The following is a 25,758-nucleotide window of genomic DNA, read 5'->3' as shown; positions in this document are numbered from 1 at the left end:
ATGACAGGACCGGTGTTGTTGCTTATCTGCCTGCTGCTGATCGCCCTGTCGTTCTGGCAGTTTCACCATGGCCTGCGCAAGGCCCGGACGGACCGCGTGCTGGAACGGCTCGGCGACGGCCAGCCCGAGACCCAGGAACCGAGTACCACCTGGACCGGCCTTGAGCACATGTTCCAGCGCGCCGGGCTGGGCAAACCCACGGACCGCCTGGGCTTGTGGCTGAGCGCCTGGGTGGTCGGCGTGCTGCTGGGCTGGCTGCTCGCGGACGGGCTGGGCCTGATCGCGATGATCGTTGGGCCACCCCTGCTACTTCGCGTGTACATCAGTTGGCGTTATCAGCGCCGCGTGCAGCGTATGGTCGAGCAATTGCCGCAGTTGTTGGACCACAGCGTCCGTAGCCTCAAATCCGGCAGAACCCTGGCCGACTCCGTACTGGGGGGGATCGAGGGCGTCGAAGCGCCCCTCAAGGACGCCATGGGACGAGTGCAGCGCAACGTGCGCATGGGGGTGAGCCTGCCCGATTCAGTCAGCGATTTCGCCGAGTTCTACGAACAGGACGAATTCCGCCTGTTCGCACTTGGCCTGAAGGTCAATCACCGCTATGGCGGTAACGCCAGCGAGTTGCTGGAAAACCTGATCAAAATGATTCGCGAGCGGGAACAGGGCGCCCGTCAACTCAAGGCCATGACTGGCGAAACGCGCATGACCGCGTATGTGTTGGGCGGCTTGCCAGTGCTGATCGTGGGTTACTTCATGATGGTCAACCCCAGCTACTTGATGACCATGTGGAACGACGACACGGGGCGCATCATGCTGTTCAGCGCGCTGGCCATGGACCTGGGCGGCACCTTTGTCATGTGGCGCATGCTGAGGAGTGTCTGAGATGGCACTTCTGGCCTGCGCCTTGTTGCTCCTCGCCGCTGCGGTATTGGTGGGGGGCCAATTGCTCGAGAACCGCCGGCGCGAACGGCGAGTGGCGGAACGCTTGCAGGGGCGGATGGCCGGCGAAGACCGGCTCGGCAGCCTTATGCGCCAGCTGGGCGGCAGCGCCCTGGCACAGCGCTCGGTCAGTCTGGACAACGAGACGCAGACCCTGCTCAACCGGGTCGGTTGGCGCAAAGCCAGTCAGCGCTCGTTGTTCGCAGCCTTCCAGATCGGTACGCCTATCGTGTCACTGGGCCTGACCCTCCTCGGCCAGCAACTGCTCTTCCCCCACGCAACCCCGGTATGGATTGCCTCGATGTTTGCTTTGGGCATTGGCTACCTGCTGCCAAAACGTGTGCTGGCCGCTGCCGCCAAGCATCGCCAGCAGACCATCGCCAAAGAGGTCTCAACCTTCATTCCACTGCTGCGCATTCTGTTCGAGTCCGGCATGGCGGTTGAACAGTCGCTGCGCGTACTGAGCAACGAAGCCCAGCGCCTGCTTCCCGCGCTGACACACGAATTACGCTTGATCCTGGCACGGGTCGATTCCGGGCTGGAGCTTGGCGAAGAGCTGGGCAAGACCGCCCGTTTGCTGGAAGTGGATGAGTTCACCGACACCTGCATCATCCTCCAGCAGTTGATCCACCAGGGCGGCGGCGCGATGAAGTCCTTGCTGGCCCTCAAGCAGTTGCTTGACGACCGCCGCCTGACCCGCCTGCAGGAATACATCTCGAAGATGTCGGCCAAAATGTCGGTGGTGATGATGGTGTTTCTGTTCCCCGCTTTGCTGATTGTGCTTGGCGGCCCGGCCTTCATCGGCATCGCCCGCGCGTTGAGTCACTTTTGAGGAGACATTGATGAAAGTACTGATTGCCGGCCTGGCCCTGCTGATGCTCAGCGGCTGCGCCACCAATGGCCAATCACCCTGGGCAGCGTTGACCTCACCGGGCAGTTGCGCCAAGCCGAGTTCGGAGCAGGAACTGGCGCTCAACCTGTCCGATGATTTGGCCAACGAAGGCAAGTTGCACGCCAGCCTGGCCAACCTGCAAAGCCTGCCCGACGGCTTGCCCCAGGTGCGGCAACGCAAGGCCCGCACTTACCGCCTGCTCGGGCGCAGCGAAGCCGAACCGTTGTACCGCAGCCTGCTCGGCACCTGCATGACTGCCGAGGGCGAGCACGGCCTGGGGCAATTGGCGGCCGCCAAGGGCAACAACGCCCTGGCCATGACCCACCTGCAACGGGCGGCGCAGCTGGCGCCCACTGACGAAAAGATCCGCAATGACTTGGGCGTGGTGTACCTCAACCAATTGCGCTTGGAAGACGCGCGCTTTGAATTCATGACGGCCATCGAACTCAAGCAGGGCGACCCGTTGGCCGCCGTCAACCTGGTAACGCTGTTGATCTACCAAGACGACTGGGGGCAAGCGGCCAAGGTCGTCAGCCAGTTGGGGCTGAGCCGCGAGCAGTTCACCGATGCCCAGGCCCGCGCGGAAAAACTCAAGGGCGCTGGCGCGACGGTGCGCAAAGTAGCGGCGGTCCGCGATGCCCTGCCTGTGAGTCTCAAGTAAGGAGTGATCGATGAACGCACATTACCTGATCGGCCTGGCGCTGTTACCGCTGGCCGCAATGGCCATCGAACCGGGCCCGTCGTCCCCGCAGCAGGCGGAAACGGAAAACTGGATGGCCCTGCAGATCAACGGGCCGGTGGCTTCGCCGACGCCGCAAAGGGCCACACCCGCGGAACGGGAGCAGTCCTTGCAGCGGTGGCTGGACAGTTACAAGCACCCGATTCCCGAGTTCTTTGAACAGGATGTCGGCGGGAAATCGCCGGGCGGAGGGAGTAATAACTAGTGCGCCGTCACCCGCTGACGCATCGCCGAGTTGCTCGGTGAAAGGGCCAGCGCCAGTTGGGTGCGGTTATGCATATGGGTCAGGCGCAACACCTGGGACACGTATAGTTTGACCGTGTTTTCGGTGATCCCCAGTTCGCAAGCGATCTGGTAATTGGTCTGGCCTTTGCCTACCAGGCGCGCTACGTCCAACTGGCGCGGTGAGAGTTGGTTGAAGATAGTCGGAATCTCCACAGACCCGGCGTCTTCGGCGACCAGCTCACCATCATCCGTCCCCCCCGCACCAGGGCTGCGGCGCACCTTGTCGAGATCCTGGTACAGGTCATTGATGGATTCCGAGAGGTATTGCAGCTTCTGGTTCAAGTGCCCCAGTTGCAGCTCTTTCTGCCGCTCTTCCAATGCCGCTTCCTGACGCTGGAGACCTTCAAGCAATTCGTCGAGATTGATCGGCTTCTGGTAGTAATCCGAGATCCCCGTGCGCAGGGCCTTGATCACGTCCTGTTTGTCGGCCCGTCCGGTGAGCATGATCGCCTCAAACGCCCGAGCCTTACCGGCCACTTTTTGCATGGCTTGCACCAACTCGATGCCGTCCATGTCTGGCATATGCAGGTCGCACAACACCAGCCCGATTTCGGCGTCTTCGCTGAAGCGCTGCAACGCCTGCCGGCTGGAACCACACGGGACGCACCGGTAACCACTGCTTTCGAGAAATTCACAGAGCTCTTCCACAATCAAAGGTTGATCGTCGACGACGAGCACTTTTACCGCCGAGGTAAGCTTGTTCACGCGCTACTCCATGCCTGGCAAACCAAAAGATTGGCCTATCCTTTTGGCGAAGAATCCTACATATCTATGCAATAAACGTAGACCTACTTTCCGACTATGTACATAGCGATAGAAACCTTGTGCGATTAATGAATCCAAAGCCAATACAGCGCAAACCCGGTCAGTACAAAGGGGGCAAAAGGCTGCTTGGTTGACGCTGCAGTAAGCCCATTGTGCTGACGCGCCCTAAGCCGTTGACGGATAAGCACCCAGCCACCTTGGAACACCGCAGCACCAATCAAAGACCACAACAACGCATCCCACGTACTGGCCAGGGCCAGGGCGGCCAGCAGCTTCACGTCCCCGGCGCCAAAACGGCCCAGCGCATAGCCGGGCAAGGTCAGCAGCAGCGCCACGGCAAAGGCCCAGCCCCCCTCACTGGCGGGCGCTCCCAGCCAGGTAGCGCCGTTCCACACCAAGTAAGCCAACGCCAGCAGCGCCACCCCCAGGGTCAAGCCATTGGCGATTTGCCGTTGACGCATATCCTGCAATGCACAGAGCCCCAGCCAGACCAGTATCACCACGCCATGGATCACGTAAAAAACATCCCTTTTCGCTGATTGATTCTATGCTGATATCAAGTAGTAGCCGTCAGGGTAGACGCAGTCATGAAAACAGGCCTGCCTAGAAAGCAAAAAGGTGCGGCGGCGATTGAGTTCGCCCTGGTCTTCGGGATCTTTTTTGCGGTGTTCTATGGGTTGATCAGCTACAGCCTGCCGCTGCTGTTGATGCAGTCGTTCAACCAGGCTGCGGCGGAGGGAGTGCGCCAGGCCTTGTCCGTGGACCCGGTGGCCGCCGGCACCGCTTACTCCACCCAGGTGAAAGACCGCGCCAAAACCACGGTGATCAACCAATTGAACTGGATCCCGTCCAGCTTTCAGTTCTCCTCCAGCTTCATTAGCACCACCTACGACGGCACCACGCTGACCGTGGAGATCACCTACCCCACCACCAACCTTTACTCTGTATTCCCGGCACTGGTGGTACCGGGCATAGGCCCCGTCCCAAATCTGCCGGCCAACTTGACCGCCCGTTCGAGTCTCAAGTTTTGACCTCTGGAGACAAGCTCTTCGGGCGACTGCTCGGCCGCACCAGCGCCCCGCACCTCGATACGCCCGGCGTGCCCATCCCCGGGCTGCACCTGCGCCTGGATCCTCAAGGACACGTGTTGAGCGTTGGCGGCACGCTGAGCCCGCAACTGACGCCCTACAGGGTGGGCGACCCGCGCCCGCTGCTGCGTGAACTGCTGTGCGCCAGCAGCGCCCTGAGCATTGAAGGCAGCCCGGCTGATTGGCAACACCAAAGCCTGGACCTGGACTTCCAGGGCGCTACCGGCCAAGTGCTGCACACACGTGGCTGGATCGAACCCGAGGAGGACGGCTGGTACCTGCGCCTGCAGGACGTTGGCGACTTGCTGGCCGGCAGGCAACTGGCCCAGCACCGCGAGCAGAACCATCAACTGGCCTGCCAGATGAGCGAGCAATTGCGGGTGTGCAGCCTGACCCGCCTGCCCGAGGTGCTCAACGAGCACCTGCGCAGCCTCGCCCAGCGCTGGCGAATCCCCTGTGTGGCCCTGGCCTTGCTCGATGCAGATGACCAGGGTTGGCGGGTCTACAACCAGTATGCGGCCCACGACGCCCCGGCCCTGTGGCAGGCCGGCCAGCACCTGGGCACCAGCCTGGACAGTGCCAGCGGCAACACGCCACTGAGCCTGGCCCAAGGACGCGACGACAACCCGCGACTGCACAGCATTTTCGGCAACTCTGATGGGTTCCTGGTGCCCTACCGTGACAGCCAGGGTGTCGCCGCCTGGTTGCTCTGCGGCTTCTACAGTGGCCAACAACACACCAGCGAGCGGGACTGGCTGAACCTCACGGCCGCCCTCGCCGCCCCCCTGCTGAGCCGCTTGCGTGAACAACGCTACCACCAACAGCTCGAACGCACGGAAGCCCTGCAAGGTTTACTCGGCACCGGCTGGTGGGAACTGCTGCCAGCCACTCAGGAGATCCAGCTCGCCCCGCAATTGCTGCACAGCCTCAGCCTGGAAGACAGCCCGACCCGCCAGGCGTTGAGTCAGTGGCTGGCGCTGATCCACCCCGCCGATCGCCAGGCACTCACCAGCCGCCTGCACGACCTGCAAGCCCTGGGTAAACCGCTGCTGACCAGCGTACGCCTGCAACGCAGCGACGCCGAACAAAAGCCCCTCTGGTATCGCGTGCAAGGCCAAGTGCTGGGGGTCGGTGATAACCGCCGCTGGATCGGCTTCATGCTCGACATCAGCGACATCAAGAACCAGCAACTGCAAGCCGCCGCCGCCCATGCGCGCCTCGATAACCTCATCGCCAGTTCCCCCGCGGTGATCTATGTGCAGCGCTACGTCAGCGGCGCCCTGCACCCGGCGTTTTTCAGCGACAGTCTGTTGCCACTGCTGGGCTGGACCTTGGCCGACTGCAACCACGACAGCCTGGCATCGCTGATCCACCCGCAGGACCGTGAGCTGTACTTCGAGCGCAGTCGCCAGCTATTGCGCGAGGGTAGCGTGCGCAGTCGCTACCGCCTGCGCGACAAACAGGGCCATTACCACTGGCTGCTGGATGAAGCCAAGTTGCTGCGTGATGACCTTGGACTGCCGCTGGAAGCCGTCGGGCTCTGGCTGGATGTCACCGACGCAACCTTGGCCGCCGAGCACATCAAACAAAGCGAAGAGCGCTACCGCATCCTGGTCGAGGACTCCCCGGCGATGATCTGCCGCTACCGCCCGGACCTGACCCTGACGTTCGGCAACACACCGCTGGCCAACTACCTGGAATGCCCACCCGAGCAACTGCCAGGACTGAACCTGGGGGATTGGCTGTCGGACGAACAGCGCCAGGCCTTTGCGCACCGCATCGGCCAGTTGAGTCCTGAATTCCCGGTCAGCACCGCCGAAATCAGCCTGGAACTGCCCGGGCGCGAACATGCCTGGTGGGTGTGGTCGGACCGGGGCGTGTTCGACGAGCAGGGCGCGCTGGTGGAAGTACAAGCCGTGGGCCGCGACAACACCGAAGTGCGCCGCTCCCAACAGCAACTGACCCAAAGCGCCAAGATGGCCACCCTCGGCGAAATGGCCACGGGCCTCGCCCATGAGATCAACCAGCCCTTGAATGTGATGCGCATGGCTATCGTCAATGTGCTCAAACGCCTGAGCAACGGCGATGCGCAAATCGACTACCTCACCGAAAAACTCCAACGCATCGACACCCAGGTGCAGCGCGCAGCGCGCGTGGTCGACCATATGCGCGTGTTCGGCCGCCGCTCGGAAATCGAACAACAGCCCTTCGACCCGTCGCAGGCGGTGGAAGGCACCCTGTCGCTGCTCGGTGACGGCTTGCGCGGCAAAGGTGTGGACGTGCGCATCACGCCGGCGGATTTTACGGTGCAGGTCAAAGGTCACGTCGACCAGTTGGAGCAAGTGCTGATCAACCTGATGGTCAATGCCCGCGATGCGCTGTTGAGCAAGCGGCAAAAAGACCCTGAGTTCCGCCCCTGGATCGCGGTGCACTGCGAGCATGACAGCCGGCATGTGCGGATCTGGGTGGAGGACAACGGTGGCGGCATAGACCCACGTTTACTGGAGCGGATTTTCGAACCGTTCTTCACCACCAAGCCGATTGGCGTGGGCACGGGGCTGGGGTTGTCGGTGAGCTACGGGATTGTGGAAAACATGGGCGGACGCCTGAGCGTCGCCAATGCAGAGCAAGGCGCGAAGTTTTGTGTGGAGTTGCCGATCAGCTAGATCACCAGGTAGGCGCGGCCCATGTGACAACTGAGGTTGGCGCCGACTTCGGCGTTGCCGAGGCTGATGCCCAACGCCGAGAGCAGTGTGTTGACGATGGGGTCGAGTATCGGCGCCAGGACGTTTTGGACAAGGCCGACCACCGAGCTGATGATGGTCGCCAGCGCATTGGTAACGGTGCCGTTCGCCGGGTTGGGTGTGCTGCCGCTTGGCGGTACGTAGGTGACCTGCAGACCGTTCAGGGTATTTCCCAGGCTGAACAGGATATCGGCAGTGCCGGGTGGGCTTTTGTAGATCGTTGCCGCGTTGATGTCATTTACCGGAGAAAACACCAACGTATTGGTTTGCGCGCCTACGGTGGACAACGCTCTCAGATTCAAGCCGCCGCCGACGCCGGCAGTACGCGGACCGCACACCAATGTCAGCAGGCAAAAGCGCTGGCCAAAATCAATCAGCCGCACCGGCTGCACATTGACCGCCGCAGACGATGAAAAGGCCGACACCGGCTCAACGTAACCAACGCCCAAGGTGGCGAGTGAAGTGGTGGCTCGCACCGTCAACGACTTAGTGGCCGGCGTGGCGCAATTGAAGTCTGTCACGTGGCTCTCTGCACTGGCCGCCTCGATATAGATGGATAAGGTCTGGTTGATATCCACGTCAGCGACATTACAGCCCACTAAGCACACGACACCGGCCACCACATCGAGAAGATTCAAGTTCAACAAACCACCGACCACCTTGGATACCGGCGTCGCCAGCCCGGTCAGAATCGATGTAACCCCAGACACTGCCTTGATGATCGGCGCGTCAATCTTGACCAACGTGCGTACCTGGGCAGTTCGCACAACAATCTGATCCGTCGGCGGATTATTCAAAAGCCCCGCCTTGGCCTTTGCCGGATTGCCAATCGCCGACAGTTGCGGTGGCTCGATGACTTTGGTCTGGATCGAGACGGTGCCTACCAGCGGAATATTCACCTGGGCTGCGGCACTGACCGCACTTTTGCTACTGGAGAGTTGCGCCACGGTCTCCAGCAACTGAAACAACTGCACACTGGTGTTCAAGGCCGCCGCCGGCGTTCCGGTAGCGACTTTCAGCAAGTCTCCAACCTTCAGAAGCTGGGTATTCGGCGCGATGGCCTTCACTGTAATCAAATCGTTGATGACCGCCGTGGCGACCGCGCCGTTTTTTTGCAGGACCTTCACGGCGGCGTCGAGCAACTGGCTGGCGGATACGGCGGTGCTCAGCAGCGCATCGTAGTCACCCGCCTTTACGTTCAATTCAATCGCCAACTGATCCAGATAGCTGAGCAGGTTCACGTTCGTCGTCAACAGCCCGTTCCAGCCCGCGGCCGTCAGCGACAGGCTACCGCCCAACAGATTGCCGATGACCATGTTCAAGAGTGGAGAGTTACCCGAGTTCACCGATGCCAGAGCGGTGCGGATCGTCAGCTGCGCCACAGGCGGTGCAGAAGCCGCCACCGCCGTTGCAGTCAGGACGGTTTGCGCCGCCACAGGCGCGCCGCCAAACAGGCTCCAGATTCCACTGGCGATACTCGCCATCACGGTGCGGGTCGCGACCACGCGCACGGCGTCGTTTTTGGTGGCGTCTGCGGTAAACACACGGATATTGCTGGCATTGCTGGCCAATGTGCCGCAGGTCACGGCCAGCCCACGGCTGCTGTCGCCGGCGACCACGGTGAAGCCGTTGCGGGCGGCGTTTTCCTTGGCATAGTCATTCGCGGTGGTGGTGGGCGTGCACAGGCCGCCACGGCTGGCGGCTTCGAGGGCCGAAGTGTCGGCGATAGATTGCAACTTGCGCTTTTCCAGGTAGAGGCGACCGCTGTCCACCGCCAGCAACATAAACACCAAGGCCACCGCCAGGGTGCCCGCTGCCATCAGGCCAATCGCACCACGCTGACTGGAACCAAGTCGGGGAGACATCAGGCACTCCTTAGCGCTTACTCTCCTTAGTTGGTGTTGAGTGTAGACAAGGGCTGGCCAGTCGCCAGATGAATGACTGACAGAGATTTATTGGCTGACCTCGTTCCAATGTGGGAGCGGGCTTGCTCACTCCCACATAGAATCTGTGCCGGGTTTTAGCGGGGTGGGTAGCTGGAGAGGACGCGAGTGACGGTGCTGCGAATGGCCTTGTCACGATCCTGGGGATTGGGCGAGGCGGCCATTATCTGTTCGTCGCTGCCGCGCCACACCAACTTGCCATCCTTGCCGTCGAGCAGGTCGATCTGGAGGGTGGCGACTTTGTAGCTGATGTTGCGCGTTTCGTTGTACATCGGCGCGCCCCAATAGCCATTCCATGGGCCGCCCCAGGCGCCGCCGTAATTGGTGGTGACTTGTTGCTGGCGGTCTTCGACGATCAGGTAGGCCTGCACGTTCACGTCAGCCTTGCTACCCGGCGCCGCTGGGCGCAGGCCGCGCTGGTCGAGTTGTTCGCCCACCGCCTGGCGGATGCGCTGTTCGGTGAGGTCGCTCTTGATGCGTGGGTCATCCGGGCGGTATTGCAGGGCCGGGTCTTTCCAGGCCCAGCTGCGGTAGGCGCCGAAATCCCGGCTGGGGTCAAAATCGTGGTTGACCTGGCTGGTCTGGCAACCGCCCAGCAGCACTGCAACTGCAAGCGTAGCGATACGACGAAACATGATTGTTCTCCAAAGAGCGAGCCGCACTGAAGATGGGAGTAGCCGTTAACTGGGAGGATACGCTGTCATTGCCTTTTGCACCGCCTGGCGCAAAGCATCTCCCCGCTCACTGAGACTTCCCTGGCTGCCGGTTTCCGCGCTGGCACTCCACACCGGCTGGCCGGTGCGGGCATCGAACAGATTGACGCGAACCACCACGACCTGCACTTCATAGGTGCGCACGATCGGCACCGAGTTGTACATGCCGTACCCATTTCCATAGCGGTTGTAACCGCCGTAACCGTAGCCGTAGTCATCCTGGACCTGCTTGAGGCGCTTCTCCAGGCGCACATCGGCACTGACAAAGAGGTCTGCCGGACGATTATCGTGCAACGGGCGCAGCCCCCGTTGGTCAAGGGCACCGCTGACCGCTTCGGCAATCTGCGCCGAGTCGGCCCAGGCCGTGCCCGCCGGCAGCTGGCCGTTGCGCCAGGCCCAATTACGGTAGGCGCCATAGTCGCGCACGGGCGCCGGGTAGGCGCTGGCATCAAAGGTGGTGGCAGCCTGGGGCGGCGCTGGAGGAATCGGCGCCGAAGCGGCAACATAGGGGTTTGGGCTGGAACACGCGCCCAGACCAAGACACAACAGGATCAAACAGAGACGACGCATTTCGACCTCCGCAGACTGGGCCGCTTAAACCGGACGGCAGATCCAGTGTAAATAACGCCCAAGTCCGGCAAAGCTTGGGTGACGACGGTGAGCGAGTTCCATCTCCAAAAGGTCCTGCAAATCGGCGCGGGCCTGGAACTCCACTGGCATATAGTCGTGGAACACCCGCACGCCACTTTGGCTTTCGACCTGCCAAAGGCCTTCGAGTTGCGCCGCCAGCTCACGTGGATCGAGAGGTTGTTGCGGCGTAAGGCTCTGTTTTTCGCCGGCCATGTCGTTCTTACGCATTTTGCGGAAGTGGCCTTTGAGCAGGTTGCGGTAAATCAGCGCATCGCGGTTGTAGAACGCCAGCGACAGCCAGCCGCCCGGCACCGTGAGCTGGTGCAGCACCGGCAGGATCGCATGGGGTTCGGCCAGCCATTCCAGCACCGCGTGGCACAGCACCAAGTCATAGGGCTCGGTGAGTTGGCCAAGCAGGTCTTGCCAGGGCGCATGAATAAAGGTGGCGGTCTGCCCTGCGTCGGCGAAGCGTTGGCGGGCGCCTTCGAGCATCGGCTCGGCAGGCTCGGCCAGCGTGACCTCATGGCCTTGTTCGGCTAGCCACAGCGACATATGGCCCAGGCCTGCGCCGATATCCAGCACGCGCAAGGGGCGTTTGGGCAGCGCTTCGGTCAGGTCGGCCTGGAGCACCGCGAGGCGAATCGCGCCTTTGGCACCGCCGTAGATTTTCTCGGCGAAACGCGTGGCGAGTTGGTCGAAATGACGATCACTCATGGGCAAACCGCCGTTCGCTGTCGGCCAACTTGGCGCGCACCACTTCGTTCATGTCCAGGCCCAGCTCGCTGCACAGCAACAGCAGGTACAGCACGATATCGCCGACTTCCTGCCCGGCATGGGCGAGTTTGTCGGCCGGCAATTGACGCGACTGGTCTTCGGTCAGCCATTGGAAGATTTCCACCAGTTCGGCCATTTCCACGCTGGCGGCCATGGCCAGGTTTTTCGGGCTGTGGAATTGTTTCCAATTATTTGTATCGCGAATGCGGTGCAGGCGTTCGGTGAGGTGTTCGAGGTTCATGCGGGGGCTCCTGAAGGTGGGTAGCTTCGGGGGGATTGGCGGTTAAGGCAAGTGAATCTCTGGTGTGCTTGAGGACGCCTTCGCAGGCAAGCCCGCTCCCACATTGGAATGGGTTTGCAAATCAAAAGGTAGGCTTGCCTGCGCTAAGGCTCTAGTCGATGACGCTGAATTCCAGGCGGGCGGTCTGGCCGGCTTCGTCGAGGACGCTGAGTTGGTAGCGGCCCAGGTGTTCGAAGCTGGCGTTGATAAAGTCCTGGTTGGCGCTGTCGCCCAGTGGCGCGCCGTTGAGGAACCACCAGCGCCGCCCGCTCCCTCCCAAGGCGGAGATTTTCAGGCGCAGGGCCTGTTGGCTGGCGGCGGGCAGGCGCAGTTGGTCGCCTTCGCGCACGCCGACAATCGACAGCGGTGACGACGCGGCCAACGCCGGTGGCGGGCAATCGGGGTCGGCGGCCGGGATGCGTGCTTCGCGGCGCTCGACCCGTGGCAGCCAGGGTTCCAGGGGCGCGGGCCACAGGGCGATGTTTTTCAGCTCGGCGCCAGGGCAATGGGCGTCGACCCGCAAGCCCTTGGCATTGACCCAAACGCTTTCCATCAACCCCACGCTCAACGGCTGGTCCAGTGCCTGCAACGTCGGCGGCGTGGTGTTATCCAGGGTCCAGGCAAAACGCTGGCGGCGGCAATTGGGATCGCTGCGGCTCATGGGCTGGCCCAGCGGCCAACAGATCGCCGCCACGCCGACATTGGCCGGCACCGGCTTGACGGGGGCGCTGATGCCGCGCTGACTGTCACGGTTGGTCAGCACGTCGTGCACTTGCAACATCAACGGCGCTGCCGAGGCCAGGCCGAACTGGCCCGGCACTGGCGTGCCGTCAGGGCGGCCGATCCACACACCGATCAAATAGCGCGGGCCCACGCCGATTGCCCAGGCATCGCGAAAACCATAGCTGGTGCCGGTTTTCCAGGCCAGTACAGGGCGCTGCACCAGCTCGGCACGCGGGTCGCGGTCGGGCCGCGCCTGGCCGCTGAGGATGCGCCGCACGATCCAGGCGGACCCTGGCGACAGTAAGGGCCGTTCCCTCAGCGTATCGTCCGGCTGTAATCGGAGGGTCGCGCTCTTGCCGTCCCGGGCGAAGGCGCTGTAGCCACTCACCAGGTCTTCGAGACGACTGCCTGCACCGCCCAGAATCAGCGCCAGGTTCGGTTCGGCCAACGCCGGCAGCGCCAGAGGCACGCCGCCGATGCGCATTTCGGCGGCAAAGCGCTTGGGCCCATAGGCTTCCAGCAACTGCACCGCCGGCAGGTTGAGCGAACTGGACAGCGCCGTACTCGCCGGTACCGCGCCGGTAAAGCCCATGGAGAAGTTGCCCGGCCGGTAATCGCCATAACGCCGGGGCACGTCCTGCAACAAGGATTCGGAGTGGATCAACCCATCATCCAGGGCCATGCCGTAGAGGAACGGCTTCAGGGTGGATCCCGGCGAACGCAAGGCGCTGATCATGTCTACATGGCCGAAGCGCTTGGCATCGTTGATATCCACCGACCCCAGGTAGGCGCGCACGGCCATGCTTTCCTCTTCCACCACCAGGATGGCGGCGGAAGTATGTTCCGGCAGACGCGCGCGCCACCCCAGCAGCAAGTCTTCAAGACGGCGTTGCAACGTGGCATCCAGGGTGGTGCGGATCAGCGGCGGGCTGTCGGGGCGATTCAGGCGGCGCGCGAGCAACGGCGCCAGGCTCGGTTCCAGGCGTGGGGCGAGCAACAACGGTTCTTCCAGGGCTTCATCGACGGCCGACTGTGGCCACACCTGGAACTCCGCGAGGCGCCGCAGCACCTTGTCGCGGGCTTCCTGGGCGCGCTGGGGATGGCGATCCGGGCGTAAGCGACTGGGCGCCTGGGGCAGTACGGCCAGCAAGGCCGCTTCGGCGTGAGTCAGTTGCGAAGGGGATTTGCCCAGGTATGCCCAACTGGCCGCCGCCACGCCCTGCAACGTGCCGCCAAACGGCGCGCGGTTCAGGTAGAGGTTAAGGATTTCTGCCTTGGACAGGTGCCATTCCAGCTGCGCCGTGCGCCACAGCTGACGCAACTTGCCATGGAAGGTGCGCGAATGCGGATCCAGTAACCGCGCCACCTGCATCGACAAGGTGCTGCCCCCCGACACCACGCGCGCGCCGGTAAGGTTCTGCCAGGTCGCCCGCGCCAGCGCCAGCGGGTTCACGCCAGGGTGCTGGTAGAACCAACGGTCTTCATAGGTGAGCAATGCGTCCAGGTAATACGGTGACACTTCGTGGGTCTGTACCGGGTAGCGCCACACGCCATTGGCATCGGCAAAACGCCACAACGGCGTGCCATCCTCGGCCAGCACCACTCGCGCCAGGTCATCCTGAGGCAACGGCAACGGCCAAACCCGATCCGCCCCCCACAACACCACCACCACCAACACCACTGCCCCCAAAGCCCAGCGCAGTAAATGTGGGAGCGGGCTTGCTCGCGAATGCGGTGGGTCAGTGAGAGCATTCGTCACTGATACACCGCATTCGCGAGCAAGCCCGCTCCCACATTGGTACGCGTACACCCGCAAATGACACAACTTAATCGCAAACTCAAACGGGCAAACCTCTATGCTGATAGGGAACTAGCCTGTTGCAATAACAACCAAAGGCACAGACACGCCCACCTTCTCATCAGGACACACATATGCAGGTAGAAAGCTTTTTCGAATGGTTGGGCCAGGCGCTCGGTTCCATCATCCGTTTTATCGTCGACGGGCTCAGCGGCCTGTTCGGTGCGCTGACCAATGCGGGTGGCAACTTCATCGATGGCCTGTCTCGCACGTTGGGCATGGACACCTCGATCATCAGCATCATCACCCTGATCATCGGCCTGATGCTGCTGTACTCGGCAGTGCGCGCCTTCATGCGGGCGTCGATCATCATGGGCATCATCTGGCTACTGCTCGGCCTGTGGCTCCTGAGCTGGGTCGTCCACTAACCCCAGAGTATCCCCAAACTACTGTGGGAGCGGCGGTGCGAGCAAGTCGAATCGTCGCACCGCCGCTCCCACATTTAGACTCCATCTCACATTGAAATATCAGCGCCCCTTGATCACCAGGTCCGCCGGCGTCTCACCCACCGCCTGCCAGTTCGGCCGGTACATCGACTCCACTTGCGGCGGTGGCACGCGGTAGGTGCCCGGCGTCACGGCACGCGCCAGGTACAGCAAGTGCGTCGTGCCGGAGCCTTCCAGGTTGATCGCCGCTACGTAGCGGTCATCGCGGAACTCCTGATGCTTGAGCGATGCGTTCTGCATCGACTCACGCCACTCCTTCACCTGACTGCTGGCGTTTTCCAGGCTGGCGGCGCTTTGGGCCAGGTTCTGGTTCTCCAGCTCCAGGCCGGCCGGCAACAGGTCCACCACCAACGCGTCCGGCACCCGCTGCTTGGCACTGACCGCCAAATGCACCAACACCAGATCGCCGCTGTTGAGGCTGCGCAGGTTCAACGGCTGGCCGTTCATGCCCAGGTATTCGCGGCGGATGCTCAGGTTGTCGCCGCCCGGTGCAGGCGGTACTTGTGGGTAACCCGAAATGGTCAGTTGCTGATACACCGGCGTCTCGCCCTGATTGCTCAAGGTCAAATCACTGGACAGCAGCTTGCCTTCCAACTCCAGCGTCGGCTGTTGATTGCTCAGTTCCTGCGCACCACCACTGCCCGTCAATGACACCTGCCAGTTCGAGTCCGGCTTGGCAAACCCGAGACGCCCGGCCAGGAACAGCGAATTGCGCTCCTGGGTCGACAGGTACGGGCTGGCCGCCAATTGATCCGACAGCGTAAACAAACGCTCCTCACGCTTGCCCTTGGCCAAGTCGTTCTCTTCCAGCAACGCCAGGATCATCGCCTGGTCGCGCAACGGGCTACCGTAATCGGCCAGCCATTCATTGGCATTGCGCTGTGCCGCCAGGCCGGCGAGCAAGGCTTGGTCCGCACGCGGCTGGTCGCCCATCTTCTGCAGCGCGATGGCCAACTGCACCAGCGGCAGGCCAGAGCGCGCATCGCTGCGACGTTCGAAAATGCTGCGCAATGCGCCCAACGGCGCCTGCTGACTACGCGCCAAGACCATACCGGCGTAGGCCTGCACGGCAAAGCGGGTGTGGTCGGCGTTGTCGCTGTAGTCGACGTCAATCAGGTTACGTTCCTGTACGTAGCGCAGCAGGCGCTCACTGGCCTTTTTCAAGGCTTCAGGCGGCACCGCAAAACCCTGGTCGCGAGCGCGCAGCAGGAAGTCGGTGACGTAAGCCGTCAGCCAGTATTCTTCTTCACCGTCCGCGCCCCACAACCCGAAGCTGCCGTTGTAGCGCTGCATGCCCAGCAGGCGCTCGATACCCAGCTCGATCTTGCGTTTACGTTCACTGTCCGACTCGCCCTTGATCGACAGGCGCTTGAGCAACGCATCGTCGGCATACAGCGACGGATATAGACCGCTCGCAGTCTGCTCCAGGCAACCGTAAGGGTAGGCCTTGAGTGCACTGATTTGCGCACCGAGGTTCAGCGGCGGCCGGCTCGACAGGCTCAGCAGCGCCTGTCGCCCCGAGGCGTCGAACTGATCCAGCGTCCCCGCCGGCAAGCTCCACGGTTGATCCTTCAGCACCGCACGATAGTGCTTGAGCAGCGCCGGATAGGCCGGACGCACACCCAGGGTCCATTCGCGCGTGAACGGCGGCAGGTTCTCTCCCGGCAGATCCAGGCCATTCACTGTCACCTTGACCTTGCCCTGTCCCAACCCGCCCCAGGCTTTCACCGGGATCCGCAGGGTGGTGCGCTGGCCTTGTTTGAGTTCGACGCTTTGCACGCCGCTGTTGACCAACTCCAACTGCCCATCGGCGCTCAGCTGTACATCGAGTTTCTGCGGTTTGCCTGACAGGTTGGACAGGTCCAATGCCAACGTGGTCTGGTCGCCCCCCGCCATGAAGCGCGGCGCCGACAGCTCGGCAATCAGCGGTGCGGCAATCACCGTCTTGGCTTCGGCCATGCCGTAGCGATCGTCGCTCCAGGCCTGGGCCATCAGGCGCAGTTCACCGTTGAAGTCGGGGATGTTGACGCTGACTTCACCCTCGCCTTGCTCATTCAAAGTTACCGGCGCGCTTTGCAGGGCGACGATGGTCACACTGGTGTCCGGGCGCTTGCCGCCCTTGGCCAGCGCCGCGTCACCACCAAATGCCAGGCTGGCCAGACGGCCCTGGCCGGCTTCGATCAACTGGCCGTAGATGTCGAACTGGTCCACGCCATAGGCCTTGCGGCCGAACAGGCTGGAATACGGATCCGGCGTCGGGTATTCGGTAATGTTGAGGATGCCCACGTCCACTGCCGCCACCAGCACGTGCACCTGTTTCGGCACGCTGCCGTCGGCATTTTTAGCCGCGATCTTCACCGTCAGCGGTTGTTTGGGGCGCATTTTTTCCGGCGCAGTGAGCGTCACGCCCAGTTTGCGCTGGGTGCGATCCAGCGGCAGGTGCAGCAGGCCCACGGCGCGTTTGGGGGTGATGTTGGCCTTGCGCTCGCCTGGGCGAATCACCAGGGCGCTGACGTACAAATCATGCCGCGACCATTTCGGATCGAGTTTCACAGCGAAGCTCTTGCCCTCGGCCGGCACATCGATTTCCTGCCACCACAGCGGGCCTTCCGCGGACTCCACCAGCAGGTAGCCCTTACCGGCCGCCGGCGGTGTGACGGTCACGTTGGCCGTATCGCCATCGCCGTAGGCTGGTTTATCCAGAGCGAGCTTGACCTGATCAGGCCGTACGGCGCCGCCTTCGGTGTTGTCCTGGGCCTGGTAACCCGCCCAGAAGCGCAGGCTGCTGACCAGCCCGGTCTGCGGATCTTCCACTTCGACGCGGTACGGGCCCCACTCCACCTGGAAACTGACCTTGGCGGTGTCGCCGGCCTTGATGTTCAGGGTCTGTTCGTCGAGGTTGAGGAATTTCTCGTTGAAGTGATAGCTCCACCCATCGTTCTCGGAGTAGTTCCAGTAGTAGTCACGGCGCTCGCGCACCAGGCGCACCTTGAGGTTTTGCGCGGCGAGTTTCTGCCCGTCCTGGTTGGCCAGCAGTACTTCGAATTCCGCCGGGCCATCGCCATTGGTTTCCTGGCCGTCAAACAACCCGCGCAGGCCCGGAAGCTGCTCGGCGGGCCAGATCGGCTGCACCAGACGCCGCGTGATCGGTCGCCCGCCGGACTCCTGCAGGCTGGCTTGCACGATCAGTTGCAACGGCGACTTGGCCTCGGCCCACTTGCTTTCCAGGGTCAGCGTTTCCTGGCCCTTGGCGTCGAGCACGCTTTCTTCCAGTTCGAAATCCTGGCTCAGCTCTTCTTCGGTCACGGAGCCGAACTGATAGCCCGGCAGCGACTTGACCGCTTCGCGCAACGGTCGCACATAGACTTGGCCGCTGACGCGATTGCCCGAGGCGGGCGCGCCATACAGGTAACGCCCGTTGACCTGGATCACCGCGTCATCCGCCGGGCTCAACGCGGTGTCGCTACCCTTGAGTTCCAGCGCCAGGCGCTCGGGCAGGAAGTCTTCGACGAGGAACTCATAGAGCTGTGGCTTGCCATCGCCCAGGTCGAACACCAACTGCCAACGCCCGGTCGGTGCTTCGCCGGCCAGTTGCAGTTGATATTGATAGAGGCCGGAGGGGTCGGCGTCCCAGACGAATTTACGGCTGACCTGCTCATCCGGGCGACGCACTTCGACGCTCACCGGCTGCGGTTTGACCGCGTTGCCGTCCTTGTCGCGCAGCAAGGCGTTGAGCAGCACGGTTTCGCCAGGGCGATACAGGTCACGCGGACCGAACACAAAGAACTGCAAAGGGTGGGAGGGTTGGCCGCCAATGTCGAACTCGGCCAAGTCCAGTGCCGCGCTGTCGAGGCGCAACATACTGGTCTGTTCCCCCTGCTTGGCCAGCAGCACCTGGGCCTTTTTCGGCAATGGCAATTCGGCGTGGCCGCCCTTCTCGGTCTTGCCCTGGCCCAGCACGCGACCTTCGGCGTCGAGCACTTCAAGGTCGACGCCATCCAGCGCCTTGCCACCTTCCAGCGCCTGGGTAAACACATCCAGGCGGTTGGCGTAGCGGTGCACCGACAGGCCGATATCACTCAGGGTAAACAGCGTGGCCGGCTGCGAATAGTTGTAGGTGCCCGAGGCACGCATCACCGCGAGGTAAACGCCCGGTTGCTGCAATGGCTTGAGGCCGGCGATCGGCAGCAGCAGGGTCTCGCGGGTGTTGCGCGCCGGGTTCAAGTCGAAACGTCCGCCGTAGACCAGGTCGGCCAGGGGCAGCAGTTCGCGGGATTCATAACTTTGCAGGCTGGTGTTGCGGCCCCACTGCGCGAGGAATGTGGGCAGGGATTCGGGTTTGATGCGGAAGAATTCGACGTCGATCTTGTCGACGTTCAGCGCGATCACCGGCAGCCCTTCAGCCAGGCGGGTTGGCAGCAAGGTGCCACGGCTGGCGAAGCCGACAGTGGCTTGCAGGTCGCGGGTTTCCAGGCGGGCGGTGTACTCGGCGGCAAGCTTGTTGTCGTTGACGGCCTTCACACCAGCGTCGACGGTCAGCACCAGTTTGCGCTGCGGTTCGAGGTGGCGCAGGCGCAACTCCATCAGGTTGTCGGAGATCTCCCAGGCACCATCGACCTTGCCGGACTTGCTGTCCACCAGGTGAAGCTTGTCAGCAAATTTCTGATCGGGGTCCAACGGAATGGAAAAACTCACGGAAAGCGTGCTGGCACCGTCGAGTTGTACTTCGGACACGTCCACCACACTCAACTCACGTCCGGCGTAACGTTGCTTCAGCGCCGCCACATCCACCGCGGCCTTGGCCGGTTTGGGCGCCACTGTCGCCGCTGCGGGAGCGGTCGGGGCCGCCGGTTTATCGGAGGAATCGCAGGCGCTCAGCAGGGCCAGCGCGCAAGCAAGGAACAGTCCTTTGTTAAGCATGGGGCACTCGTTGTGAGGGGGTCCGAGAGGTGAACTATATATCAGCCCGCGGGGGGTCGATGTGGTGCTGGTCACATTGACCGACGGAGGGTGGTTTGGTTCTGATGTCATCCTGGATCAAGCCAAATCCCACAGCCAAGGGCAGCCAGTTACAATGCCGCTCCCCCAAGGAGCCTGCATGCCCACCCTACTCACCGACTGGCGCCACCGCCCCACCCACCGACGCGTCTGGGCCCTGGCCGCGCCGATGATCCTGTCGAACATCTCGGTGCCGCTGGTGGCCCTGGTCGACAGCATGGTGATCGGCCATCTGCCCCACGCGCACCAGTTGGGCGCCGTCGCGGTCGGCGCCAGCCTGTATACCTTTCTCGCCTGGGCCATGGGTTTCCTGCGCATGGGCTCCACCGGCTTCGCCGCCCAGGCTGCCGGACGCAATGATGGGGCGGCGCTGCGGCAGATCCTGCTCCAAGGCCTGCTGCTCGCACTGGGCCTGGCAATGCTATTGGGCACTGTCGGCATTCCGCTGAGCCATCTGGCCCTGGAATGGATGCAGCCCTCTCCCGAACTCAATCAACTGACCCAAGATTTTTTCCACACCCGCCTGTTCGGCCTGCCCGCCGCGCTGGCCAGCTATGCGCTGGTCGGCTGGTTCCTTGGTACGCAAAACGCCCGCGCGCCTTTGGCGATCCTGCTCACCACCAACCTGGTCAACATCGCCCTGAACCTGTGGTTCGTACTCGGGCTGGATTGGGGGGTGGTCGGTTCGGCGCGTGCGTCCGTCGTGGCGGAATGGACCGGCGCTTTGCTCGGCCTGGCGATGACGCAAAAAGCCCTGCGCGCCTACCCCGGCCATATCGCCTGGGCTGCGCTGAAATGGTGGGCAAGCTGGCGGCCACTGCTGGCGGTCAACCGCGATATCTTCATCCGCAGCCTTGCACTGCAATCGGTGTTTTTCATGATCACGGTGCAAGGCGCCCGCCTGGGCGACGCCACCGTGGCCGCCAACGCGCTGCTGCTCAACGGCCTATTGCTGACTGCCCATGCCCTGGATGGACTGGCCCACGCGGTCGAAGCCCTGTGCGGCCACGCCATCGGCGCCCATGACCGCCAAGCACTGCGCCGCTCGCTGGTGGTGGCCGGCGGTTGGTCGCTGATCGCCAGCGTCGGCTTTGCCCTGCTGTTTACCGTCGCCGGCCACCTGTTTATTGCCATGCAGACCGACATTCCCAGCGTGCGAGAAACCGCCGATATCTACCTGCCTTACCTCGCGGTATTGCCGTTGATTGCGGTGTGGAGTTACTTGCTGGATGGTTTGTTTATCGGCGCGACGCGCGCGCGGGAAATGCGCAATGGCATGCTGTTGACGGTGGTTTTGGTGCTGCCCATTGCCTGGGCGTTGCAAGGATTGGGCAACCACGGGCTGTGGATAACCTTCCTGGTGTTTATGACGGTGCGCAGTCTCACCCTTTGGGCGATTGCCTGGCGCCTAAATCGGCAGGGGCTATGGATAGGTAGTAGCTGAAAGAATGAGATCCCGTCGTGGGAGCTGGCTTGCCTGCGATGGCGGTGGGTCAGACAACAATCCAGCACTGACACACCGCCATCGCGGCGGTTCGACAAGCCCGGCTCCCCACTAGAGCCGGGTCACGTCACTTATGACGACAGGTACGAAGAGCGCGTCAGCCCCAGACGCAACGCATCCAGGAACTGGGTACGCTCACTGGCACTGATCTTCGCGCTCGCACATTTATCACGGTAATGCGTCATCAACTCCTCCGGCGATAAGTGCACATAACGCAGCATGTCTTCGATGGTGTCGTGGGTCTCGATACCGGCGCTGTACACCGAACCGTCTTCACGCTGGTAGATGTTCACCGAGTCGGTGTCACCGAACAGGTTGTGCATATCACCCAGGATTTCCTGGTAAGCACCGACCAGGAAGATACCCAGCAAGTAGTCCTCGCCTTCGTTCAAGCCGTGAACCGGCAGGCTGGTCTCGATGGACTGCTCGTCGACGTATTGCTTGATCTTGCCGTCGGAGTCACACGTCAGGTCTTGCAGTACGGCACGGCGCAGCGGCTCTTCGTCGAGACGGTGCAGCGGCAGGATCGGTAATACCTGGCCGATGGCCCAGGTGTCCGGCAGGCTCTGGAACACCGAGAAGTTGCAGATGTACTTGTCGGCCAGCTTGTCGTTGAGCTCGTCCAGCACCTGGCGGTGCGAGCGCTGGCGGGCCTTCAGCGAGTTATGCAGGCGGCGGCACACGGCGAAGTAGCATTGTTCGGCCAGGGCTTTCTCGGCCAGGGTCAGCTTGCCGTCGGCGTACTGGGTGGCCACGTCGCTCATGTAGTGGGTGGCGCGCCAGTAGGTTTCGGTGACCATCTCGATGTCGGTCGGGCCGAGCAGGTCCACCAGCCACTGCACGGTTTCCGGCAGGGCTTCCTTGTTCTCGATCACCGGCACGTCGTCGTTGTGCTTCTCGACGTCGGTCACCTGCACCACCAGCATGGCGTGGTGGGCGGTCAGCGAACGGCCACTTTCGGAGAAGATGTTCGGGTGCGGCAGGCTCTGCGCGTCGCAGAATTCCTTGAGCATGCCCACGACCACGCCGGCGTAGTCGTCCATGTCGTAGTTGATCGAGCTGGCGTTACGCGAGTGGGTGCCGTCGTAGTCCACGCCCAAGCCACCGCCGACGTCGATGTGGTCCACCGGCAGGCCGAGGTTGCGCAGTTCGCCGTAGTAACGGATGGCTTCCTTGAACCCGTGCTGGTAGTCGGCCAGGTTGGCGATCTGCGAGCCCATGTGGAAGTGCAGCAGGCGAATGCCCTGGTCCAGGCCGGCGGCGCGGAAGCGCTCGACGACGGACAACAGCTGCGCCGCCGACAGACCGAACTTGGACTTCTCGCCACCGGTGTCCGCCCATTTGCTCGACGCCAGGGACGACAAGCGCACGCGCAGGCCGACCTGTGGCTTGACCTTGAGGCTGGCAGCCTCTTCGATCACCAGTTCAACTTCGGATTCTTTCTCGATCACGATGAACACGTTGTGGCCGAGTTTCTGGCCCATCAGCGCGAGGCGGATGAACTCACGGTCCTTGTAGCCGTTGCAGACGATGGTGCCGCCCTTCGGCGCCAGGGCCAGCACGGCCAGCAGCTCGGGCTTGGAGCCGGCTTCGAGGCCGATGGACACGTTCTGGGTGGCGATGATGTTTTCGATCACCGCTTCCTGCTGGTTCACCTTGATCGGGTACAGCGCGGTGTACTTGCTCTGGTATTCCAGGCGCTCGATGTTCGAATCGAAAGCGCCGGTCAGTTGGCGTACACGGTCTTGCAGGATGTCGGGGAAGCGCACCAGCAGCGGCAACGACAGGCCGCTCTTGCGCAGCTCGTCGACTTGCTCGTACAGGTCGACAGGCGTGCTGTTCGGGCCGTTCGGACGGACTTCAACGCGACCGGCATCATTGATCGCGAAATACCCGGCCCCCCAATGGCGAATCCCGTAAACACTGCGGCTGTCCGCAACTGTCCATTGGCTGCCATCGTCTTTGCGTGTGCGTCGTACGGACATCGAAGTCCCCTATAAATGAAGTCGAAGGCACCGCCCCTATCAGAGGCTGGCGCAGTCTAAAGAATGAAAATGACGATTTGCCTGCGTGCAAGGTAGGACCCCACGCGCAGGACAGAGTTTAGACACAGGTCGGAAGAGGCTTTCAGCCGCCGGACTTCTTGGCCTTGTACCCGAGCTTGATCAGCTCGGCCAACAGCAACTCGACGTGATCGCCCTGAATCTCAATGACGCCGTCTTTCAACGCGCCACCCGTGCCACAGCGTTTTTTCAGCGTCGTGGCCAGTTCCTTCAGGGCCTCTTCGGCCAACGGCACGCCGGTGATGGTGGTCACCGTCTTGCCGCCACGGCCCTTGCTCTCGCGTCGCACGCGGGCAATACCGTCGCCTTCAGGGATCAGGGTCTGTTTGCAGGTACACGAATCCACGGGCTGACGACAGTCCGGGCAGTGTCGACCTGCGTCGGTGGAAAATACCAGGCCACCAAGGGCGGCGAAGGATGCGGCTTTTTTGGCCACCGGCAATCCTCTTGGGAGGATGAAGACTGATCGGCACCCGCAAAGGGGAGTACCGACCGCGAAGCCCCACTCAGGCAGGGGCAGCGCTACCGAACCGCCAAGGTGGTTCGGGTGAAAAGTCGCGCAGTGTAACCACAAAAAGCCGACTTGCTAAGAGCCAAATGGCGCCAATTTATGCAACTTTAGCGACGCAAGGCCAGATAACGGCGCAACCCTTCCTGGGCATCCGGGCAGTAAGGCTTTTGCGCAGCCTCCTGCAGGACTGTTTCAAGGGGTAAAAAGCGCGCTTCCATGACTTCTTCAGGCTGCAAACGCAGCGGCCCGTCCCAGACGGCGGAGTAGGATTTACACCAGAGCCGGCTGTCGCCATCTTCGAAGTAGAAGTGGTCATGTTCGACCAATTCCACTCCGCTGACACCCAACTCCTCTTCCAGCTCGCGAGCCGCCGACAAGGCATACGACTCACCCGCCGCCACCATCCCGCCCGCCGCCGTGTCCCAGAAACCCGGGTACAAGGCTTTGCTCAGGGTGCGCCGATGCACACACAGCTCACCGTTGGAGTTGAACAGGAATATGAAGGTGCAACGGCCAATCAGGCCACGCTGGCGAAGGTCGGACCTGACGAGGTGACCGAGCAGGTTGTCCTGCTCGTCGACCCAACAGATCAATTCAGCATCGGAAGCCGCGCGGTGCGCGGCCTCCTTTTGGGTAGCGTCCATCATCAACCCTGGTTGAGGAGCTGACGCAAGTCGATCACTGCAGCGTTTGCCCGGGAAATGTAGTTGGCCATCACCAACGAATGGTTCGCCAGTACGCCGAAGCCACTGCCATTAAGGATCATGGGGCTCCAAACCGGCTCCTGCGAGGCTTCCAGCTCACGAATGATCTGGCGCACGCTGACCGTGGCATTCTTCTTGGCCAGTACGTCGGCAAAGTCGACTTCGATGGCACGCAACAAGTGCGACAAGGCCCAAGCCTGGCCACGGGCCTCGTAAAACACGTTGTCGATCTGCATCCATGGGGTTTCCACCACTTCCTCATCGACCTGCGGCACTTCACCCGGCGCCAGGGCTTCGGTTTTCAATGCCGTGTTCAGCTTCACCCGGCCCACGCTGGCCGACAAGCGTTGCGACAACGAACCCAAGCGCGTGGCGACGTCGCCCAGCCAGTTGTTCAGGTTGTCGGCACGCGCATAAAACAGCGCACCGCGCTGGTTAGGGTCAGACAGACGTGCTTCGTAGCGACTCAGGGAGTTGATGCCTTCCTGGTATTCCGACTCACTGGACGGGAGCACCCAGCTCTTGTTGTCGAAGTTGAAACGTGGCTCGGCCTTGGCCAGATCCGCGTCTTCGGCCGACTGCGATTGAGAGCGGGCAAAGTCTTTACGCAAGGCGCGGGTCAGGTCACGCACCTGCACCAGCACGCCGTATTCCCAGCTCGGCATGTTGTCCATCCACAGGCCTGGCGGGAAGCGATCGTTGGAAATGTAGCCACCGGGCTTGTTCAGCAAGGTGCCGACTACGGTCTTGAGGGTTTCGACCGTGGTATAGCCCACCACCATCTGCTTGCCTTCCTTCTCGGCGGCAAGCTGCGCATTCTGCTGCACCGGAAACAGCGCCGGCTCTTCGCTCCAGTACCAGCCCAGGGCGCCGGTGACCAACAAGTACAGGCCGAGCACACTGAGCACGGCACGGCTCATCAGCACGGTACGAAAATAGCCGCGGTTGGTCGACTTGGGCTCAGGCGCGGGGCCTTTGGCGCTGCCTGCACGGTTTTTCCAGTCCAGCATGGCGATATCCTTTCAATCACTTGAGTTCATGCACTTGAATTGATGGCGTGCGTTCAAACACTCCGACCACAACCCTACCCCATCGTGCCCGCCCATGCGGGGCTTTTCGCCAAACTGGCGCACTGAGGCCGTTCGACTATAAAGGATGC

Annotated in this window: 21 protein-coding genes; 8 read left to right on the top strand and 13 right to left on the bottom strand. The window is 62.3% G+C overall.

What is annotated here, in order from left to right:
- Genes AB4N92_RS15300 through AB4N92_RS15285 form a run of 4 tightly spaced genes read left to right on the top strand, consistent with a single transcriptional unit; the run spans position 1 to position 2,775 of the window.
- On the top strand, positions 1–882 hold the full coding sequence (locus AB4N92_RS15300) for a type II secretion system F family protein (RefSeq protein ID WP_010213449.1): 882 nt from the start codon (positions 1–3) through the stop codon (positions 880–882).
- Between the two features lies 1 nt (position 883).
- Positions 884–1,771: a type II secretion system F family protein gene (locus AB4N92_RS15295; protein ID WP_010213450.1), complete on the top strand. Its 888-nt coding sequence runs from the start codon at positions 884–886 to the stop codon at positions 1,769–1,771.
- Between the two features lie 10 nt (positions 1,772–1,781).
- Positions 1,782–2,492, top strand: coding sequence for a tetratricopeptide repeat protein (locus AB4N92_RS15290; protein WP_010213451.1), 711 nt, complete (start codon positions 1,782–1,784; stop codon positions 2,490–2,492).
- A 10-nt stretch (positions 2,493–2,502) separates the two neighbouring features.
- Positions 2,503–2,775, top strand: a complete 273-nt coding sequence (locus tag AB4N92_RS15285; protein ID WP_010213452.1) for a DUF3613 domain-containing protein — start codon at positions 2,503–2,505, stop codon at positions 2,773–2,775.
- Here AB4N92_RS15285 and AB4N92_RS15280 read toward each other — a convergent pair.
- Entirely contained in the window at positions 2,772–3,560 is a 789-nt protein-coding gene (locus tag AB4N92_RS15280; protein WP_010213453.1) for a response regulator transcription factor, read from the bottom strand. The genes AB4N92_RS15285 and AB4N92_RS15280 overlap by 4 nt on opposite strands.
- 125 nt (positions 3,561–3,685) lie before the next feature.
- Positions 3,686–4,135 carry a prepilin peptidase gene (locus AB4N92_RS15275; protein WP_010213455.1) on the bottom strand — a complete coding sequence of 150 codons (450 nt, stop codon included), beginning with the start codon at positions 4,133–4,135 and terminating at the stop codon, positions 3,686–3,688.
- A 72-nt stretch (positions 4,136–4,207) separates the two neighbouring features.
- On the opposite strand from AB4N92_RS15275, the gene AB4N92_RS15270 reads away from it, so the two are divergent.
- Positions 4,208–4,651 (top strand): TadE/TadG family type IV pilus assembly protein, encoded by a 444-nt coding sequence (locus AB4N92_RS15270; protein WP_010213457.1) that lies wholly within the window; start codon positions 4,208–4,210, stop codon positions 4,649–4,651.
- Positions 4,648–7,374 carry a PAS domain-containing sensor histidine kinase gene (locus AB4N92_RS15265; protein WP_042570894.1) on the top strand — a complete coding sequence of 909 codons (2,727 nt, stop codon included), beginning with the start codon at positions 4,648–4,650 and terminating at the stop codon, positions 7,372–7,374. Before AB4N92_RS15270 ends, AB4N92_RS15265 begins: the two co-directional genes overlap by 4 nt.
- Here the strand turns inward: AB4N92_RS15265 and AB4N92_RS15260 are convergent.
- The 6 genes from AB4N92_RS15260 to pbpC form a co-directional block, all read right to left on the bottom strand.
- Positions 7,371–9,317, bottom strand: a complete 1,947-nt coding sequence (locus tag AB4N92_RS15260; RefSeq protein ID WP_045791339.1) for a pilus assembly protein TadG-related protein — start codon at positions 9,315–9,317, stop codon at positions 7,371–7,373. The genes AB4N92_RS15265 and AB4N92_RS15260 overlap by 4 nt on opposite strands.
- 155 nt (positions 9,318–9,472) lie before the next feature.
- Positions 9,473–10,030 carry a DUF4136 domain-containing protein gene (locus AB4N92_RS15255; RefSeq protein WP_010213466.1) on the bottom strand — a complete coding sequence of 186 codons (558 nt, stop codon included), beginning with the start codon at positions 10,028–10,030 and terminating at the stop codon, positions 9,473–9,475.
- 45 nt (positions 10,031–10,075) lie between these two features.
- Positions 10,076–10,678, bottom strand: a complete 603-nt coding sequence (locus AB4N92_RS15250) for a DUF4136 domain-containing protein (RefSeq protein ID WP_010213468.1) — start codon at positions 10,676–10,678, stop codon at positions 10,076–10,078.
- 24 nt (positions 10,679–10,702) lie between these two features.
- Complete coding sequence (locus AB4N92_RS15245; protein WP_010213471.1) at positions 10,703–11,452, bottom strand: methyltransferase; 750 nt, start codon at positions 11,450–11,452, stop codon at positions 10,703–10,705.
- Positions 11,445–11,753, bottom strand: a complete 309-nt coding sequence (locus AB4N92_RS15240) for a MazG-like family protein (protein ID WP_010213473.1) — start codon at positions 11,751–11,753, stop codon at positions 11,445–11,447. The genes AB4N92_RS15245 and AB4N92_RS15240 overlap by 8 nt, the downstream gene beginning before the upstream one ends.
- A 151-nt stretch (positions 11,754–11,904) precedes the next feature.
- Positions 11,905–14,196 carry a peptidoglycan glycosyltransferase PbpC gene (gene pbpC, locus AB4N92_RS15235; protein ID WP_010213474.1) on the bottom strand — a complete coding sequence of 764 codons (2,292 nt, stop codon included), beginning with the start codon at positions 14,194–14,196 and terminating at the stop codon, positions 11,905–11,907.
- A 251-nt stretch (positions 14,197–14,447) separates the two neighbouring features.
- Here pbpC and AB4N92_RS15230 point away from each other — a divergent pair, with 251 nt between their 5' ends.
- Positions 14,448–14,741 carry a hypothetical protein gene (locus AB4N92_RS15230; RefSeq protein ID WP_010213476.1) on the top strand — a complete coding sequence of 98 codons (294 nt, stop codon included), beginning with the start codon at positions 14,448–14,450 and terminating at the stop codon, positions 14,739–14,741.
- 99 nt (positions 14,742–14,840) lie between these two features.
- Here the strand turns inward: AB4N92_RS15230 and AB4N92_RS15225 are convergent, their stop codons facing one another.
- Positions 14,841–19,739 carry an alpha-2-macroglobulin family protein gene (locus AB4N92_RS15225; protein WP_236267257.1) on the bottom strand — a complete coding sequence of 1,633 codons (4,899 nt, stop codon included), beginning with the start codon at positions 19,737–19,739 and terminating at the stop codon, positions 14,841–14,843.
- A 178-nt stretch (positions 19,740–19,917) separates the two neighbouring features.
- Between AB4N92_RS15225 and AB4N92_RS15220 the strand changes: the two genes are divergently transcribed.
- Positions 19,918–21,261, top strand: coding sequence for an MATE family efflux transporter (locus AB4N92_RS15220; protein WP_137205752.1), 1,344 nt, complete (start codon positions 19,918–19,920; stop codon positions 21,259–21,261).
- Positions 21,262–21,392: 131 nt separating this feature from the next.
- Here the strand turns inward: AB4N92_RS15220 and speA are convergent, their stop codons facing one another.
- The 4 genes from speA to AB4N92_RS15200 all read right to left on the bottom strand — a co-directional run bounded on the left by speA (position 21,393) and on the right by AB4N92_RS15200 (position 25,609).
- Positions 21,393–23,306: an arginine decarboxylase gene (speA, locus tag AB4N92_RS15215; RefSeq protein WP_010213480.1), complete on the bottom strand. Its 1,914-nt coding sequence runs from the start codon at positions 23,304–23,306 to the stop codon at positions 21,393–21,395.
- Between the two features lie 142 nt (positions 23,307–23,448).
- Positions 23,449–23,820 (bottom strand): translation initiation factor Sui1, encoded by a 372-nt coding sequence (locus tag AB4N92_RS15210; RefSeq protein WP_012722004.1) that lies wholly within the window; start codon positions 23,818–23,820, stop codon positions 23,449–23,451.
- 182 nt (positions 23,821–24,002) lie between these two features.
- Positions 24,003–24,539 (bottom strand): NUDIX hydrolase, encoded by a 537-nt coding sequence (locus AB4N92_RS15205; RefSeq protein ID WP_010213483.1) that lies wholly within the window; start codon positions 24,537–24,539, stop codon positions 24,003–24,005.
- Between the two features lie 2 nt (positions 24,540–24,541).
- Positions 24,542–25,609: a DUF2333 family protein gene (locus AB4N92_RS15200; protein WP_010213485.1), complete on the bottom strand. Its 1,068-nt coding sequence runs from the start codon at positions 25,607–25,609 to the stop codon at positions 24,542–24,544.
- Between the last annotated feature and the right edge of the window lie 149 nt (positions 25,610–25,758).

This window comes from Pseudomonas sp. S3_A09 (assembly GCF_054668065.1).
The sequence above is the reverse complement of the archived record's forward strand: the minus strand, read 5'-3'. Positions and strand labels throughout refer to the sequence as shown.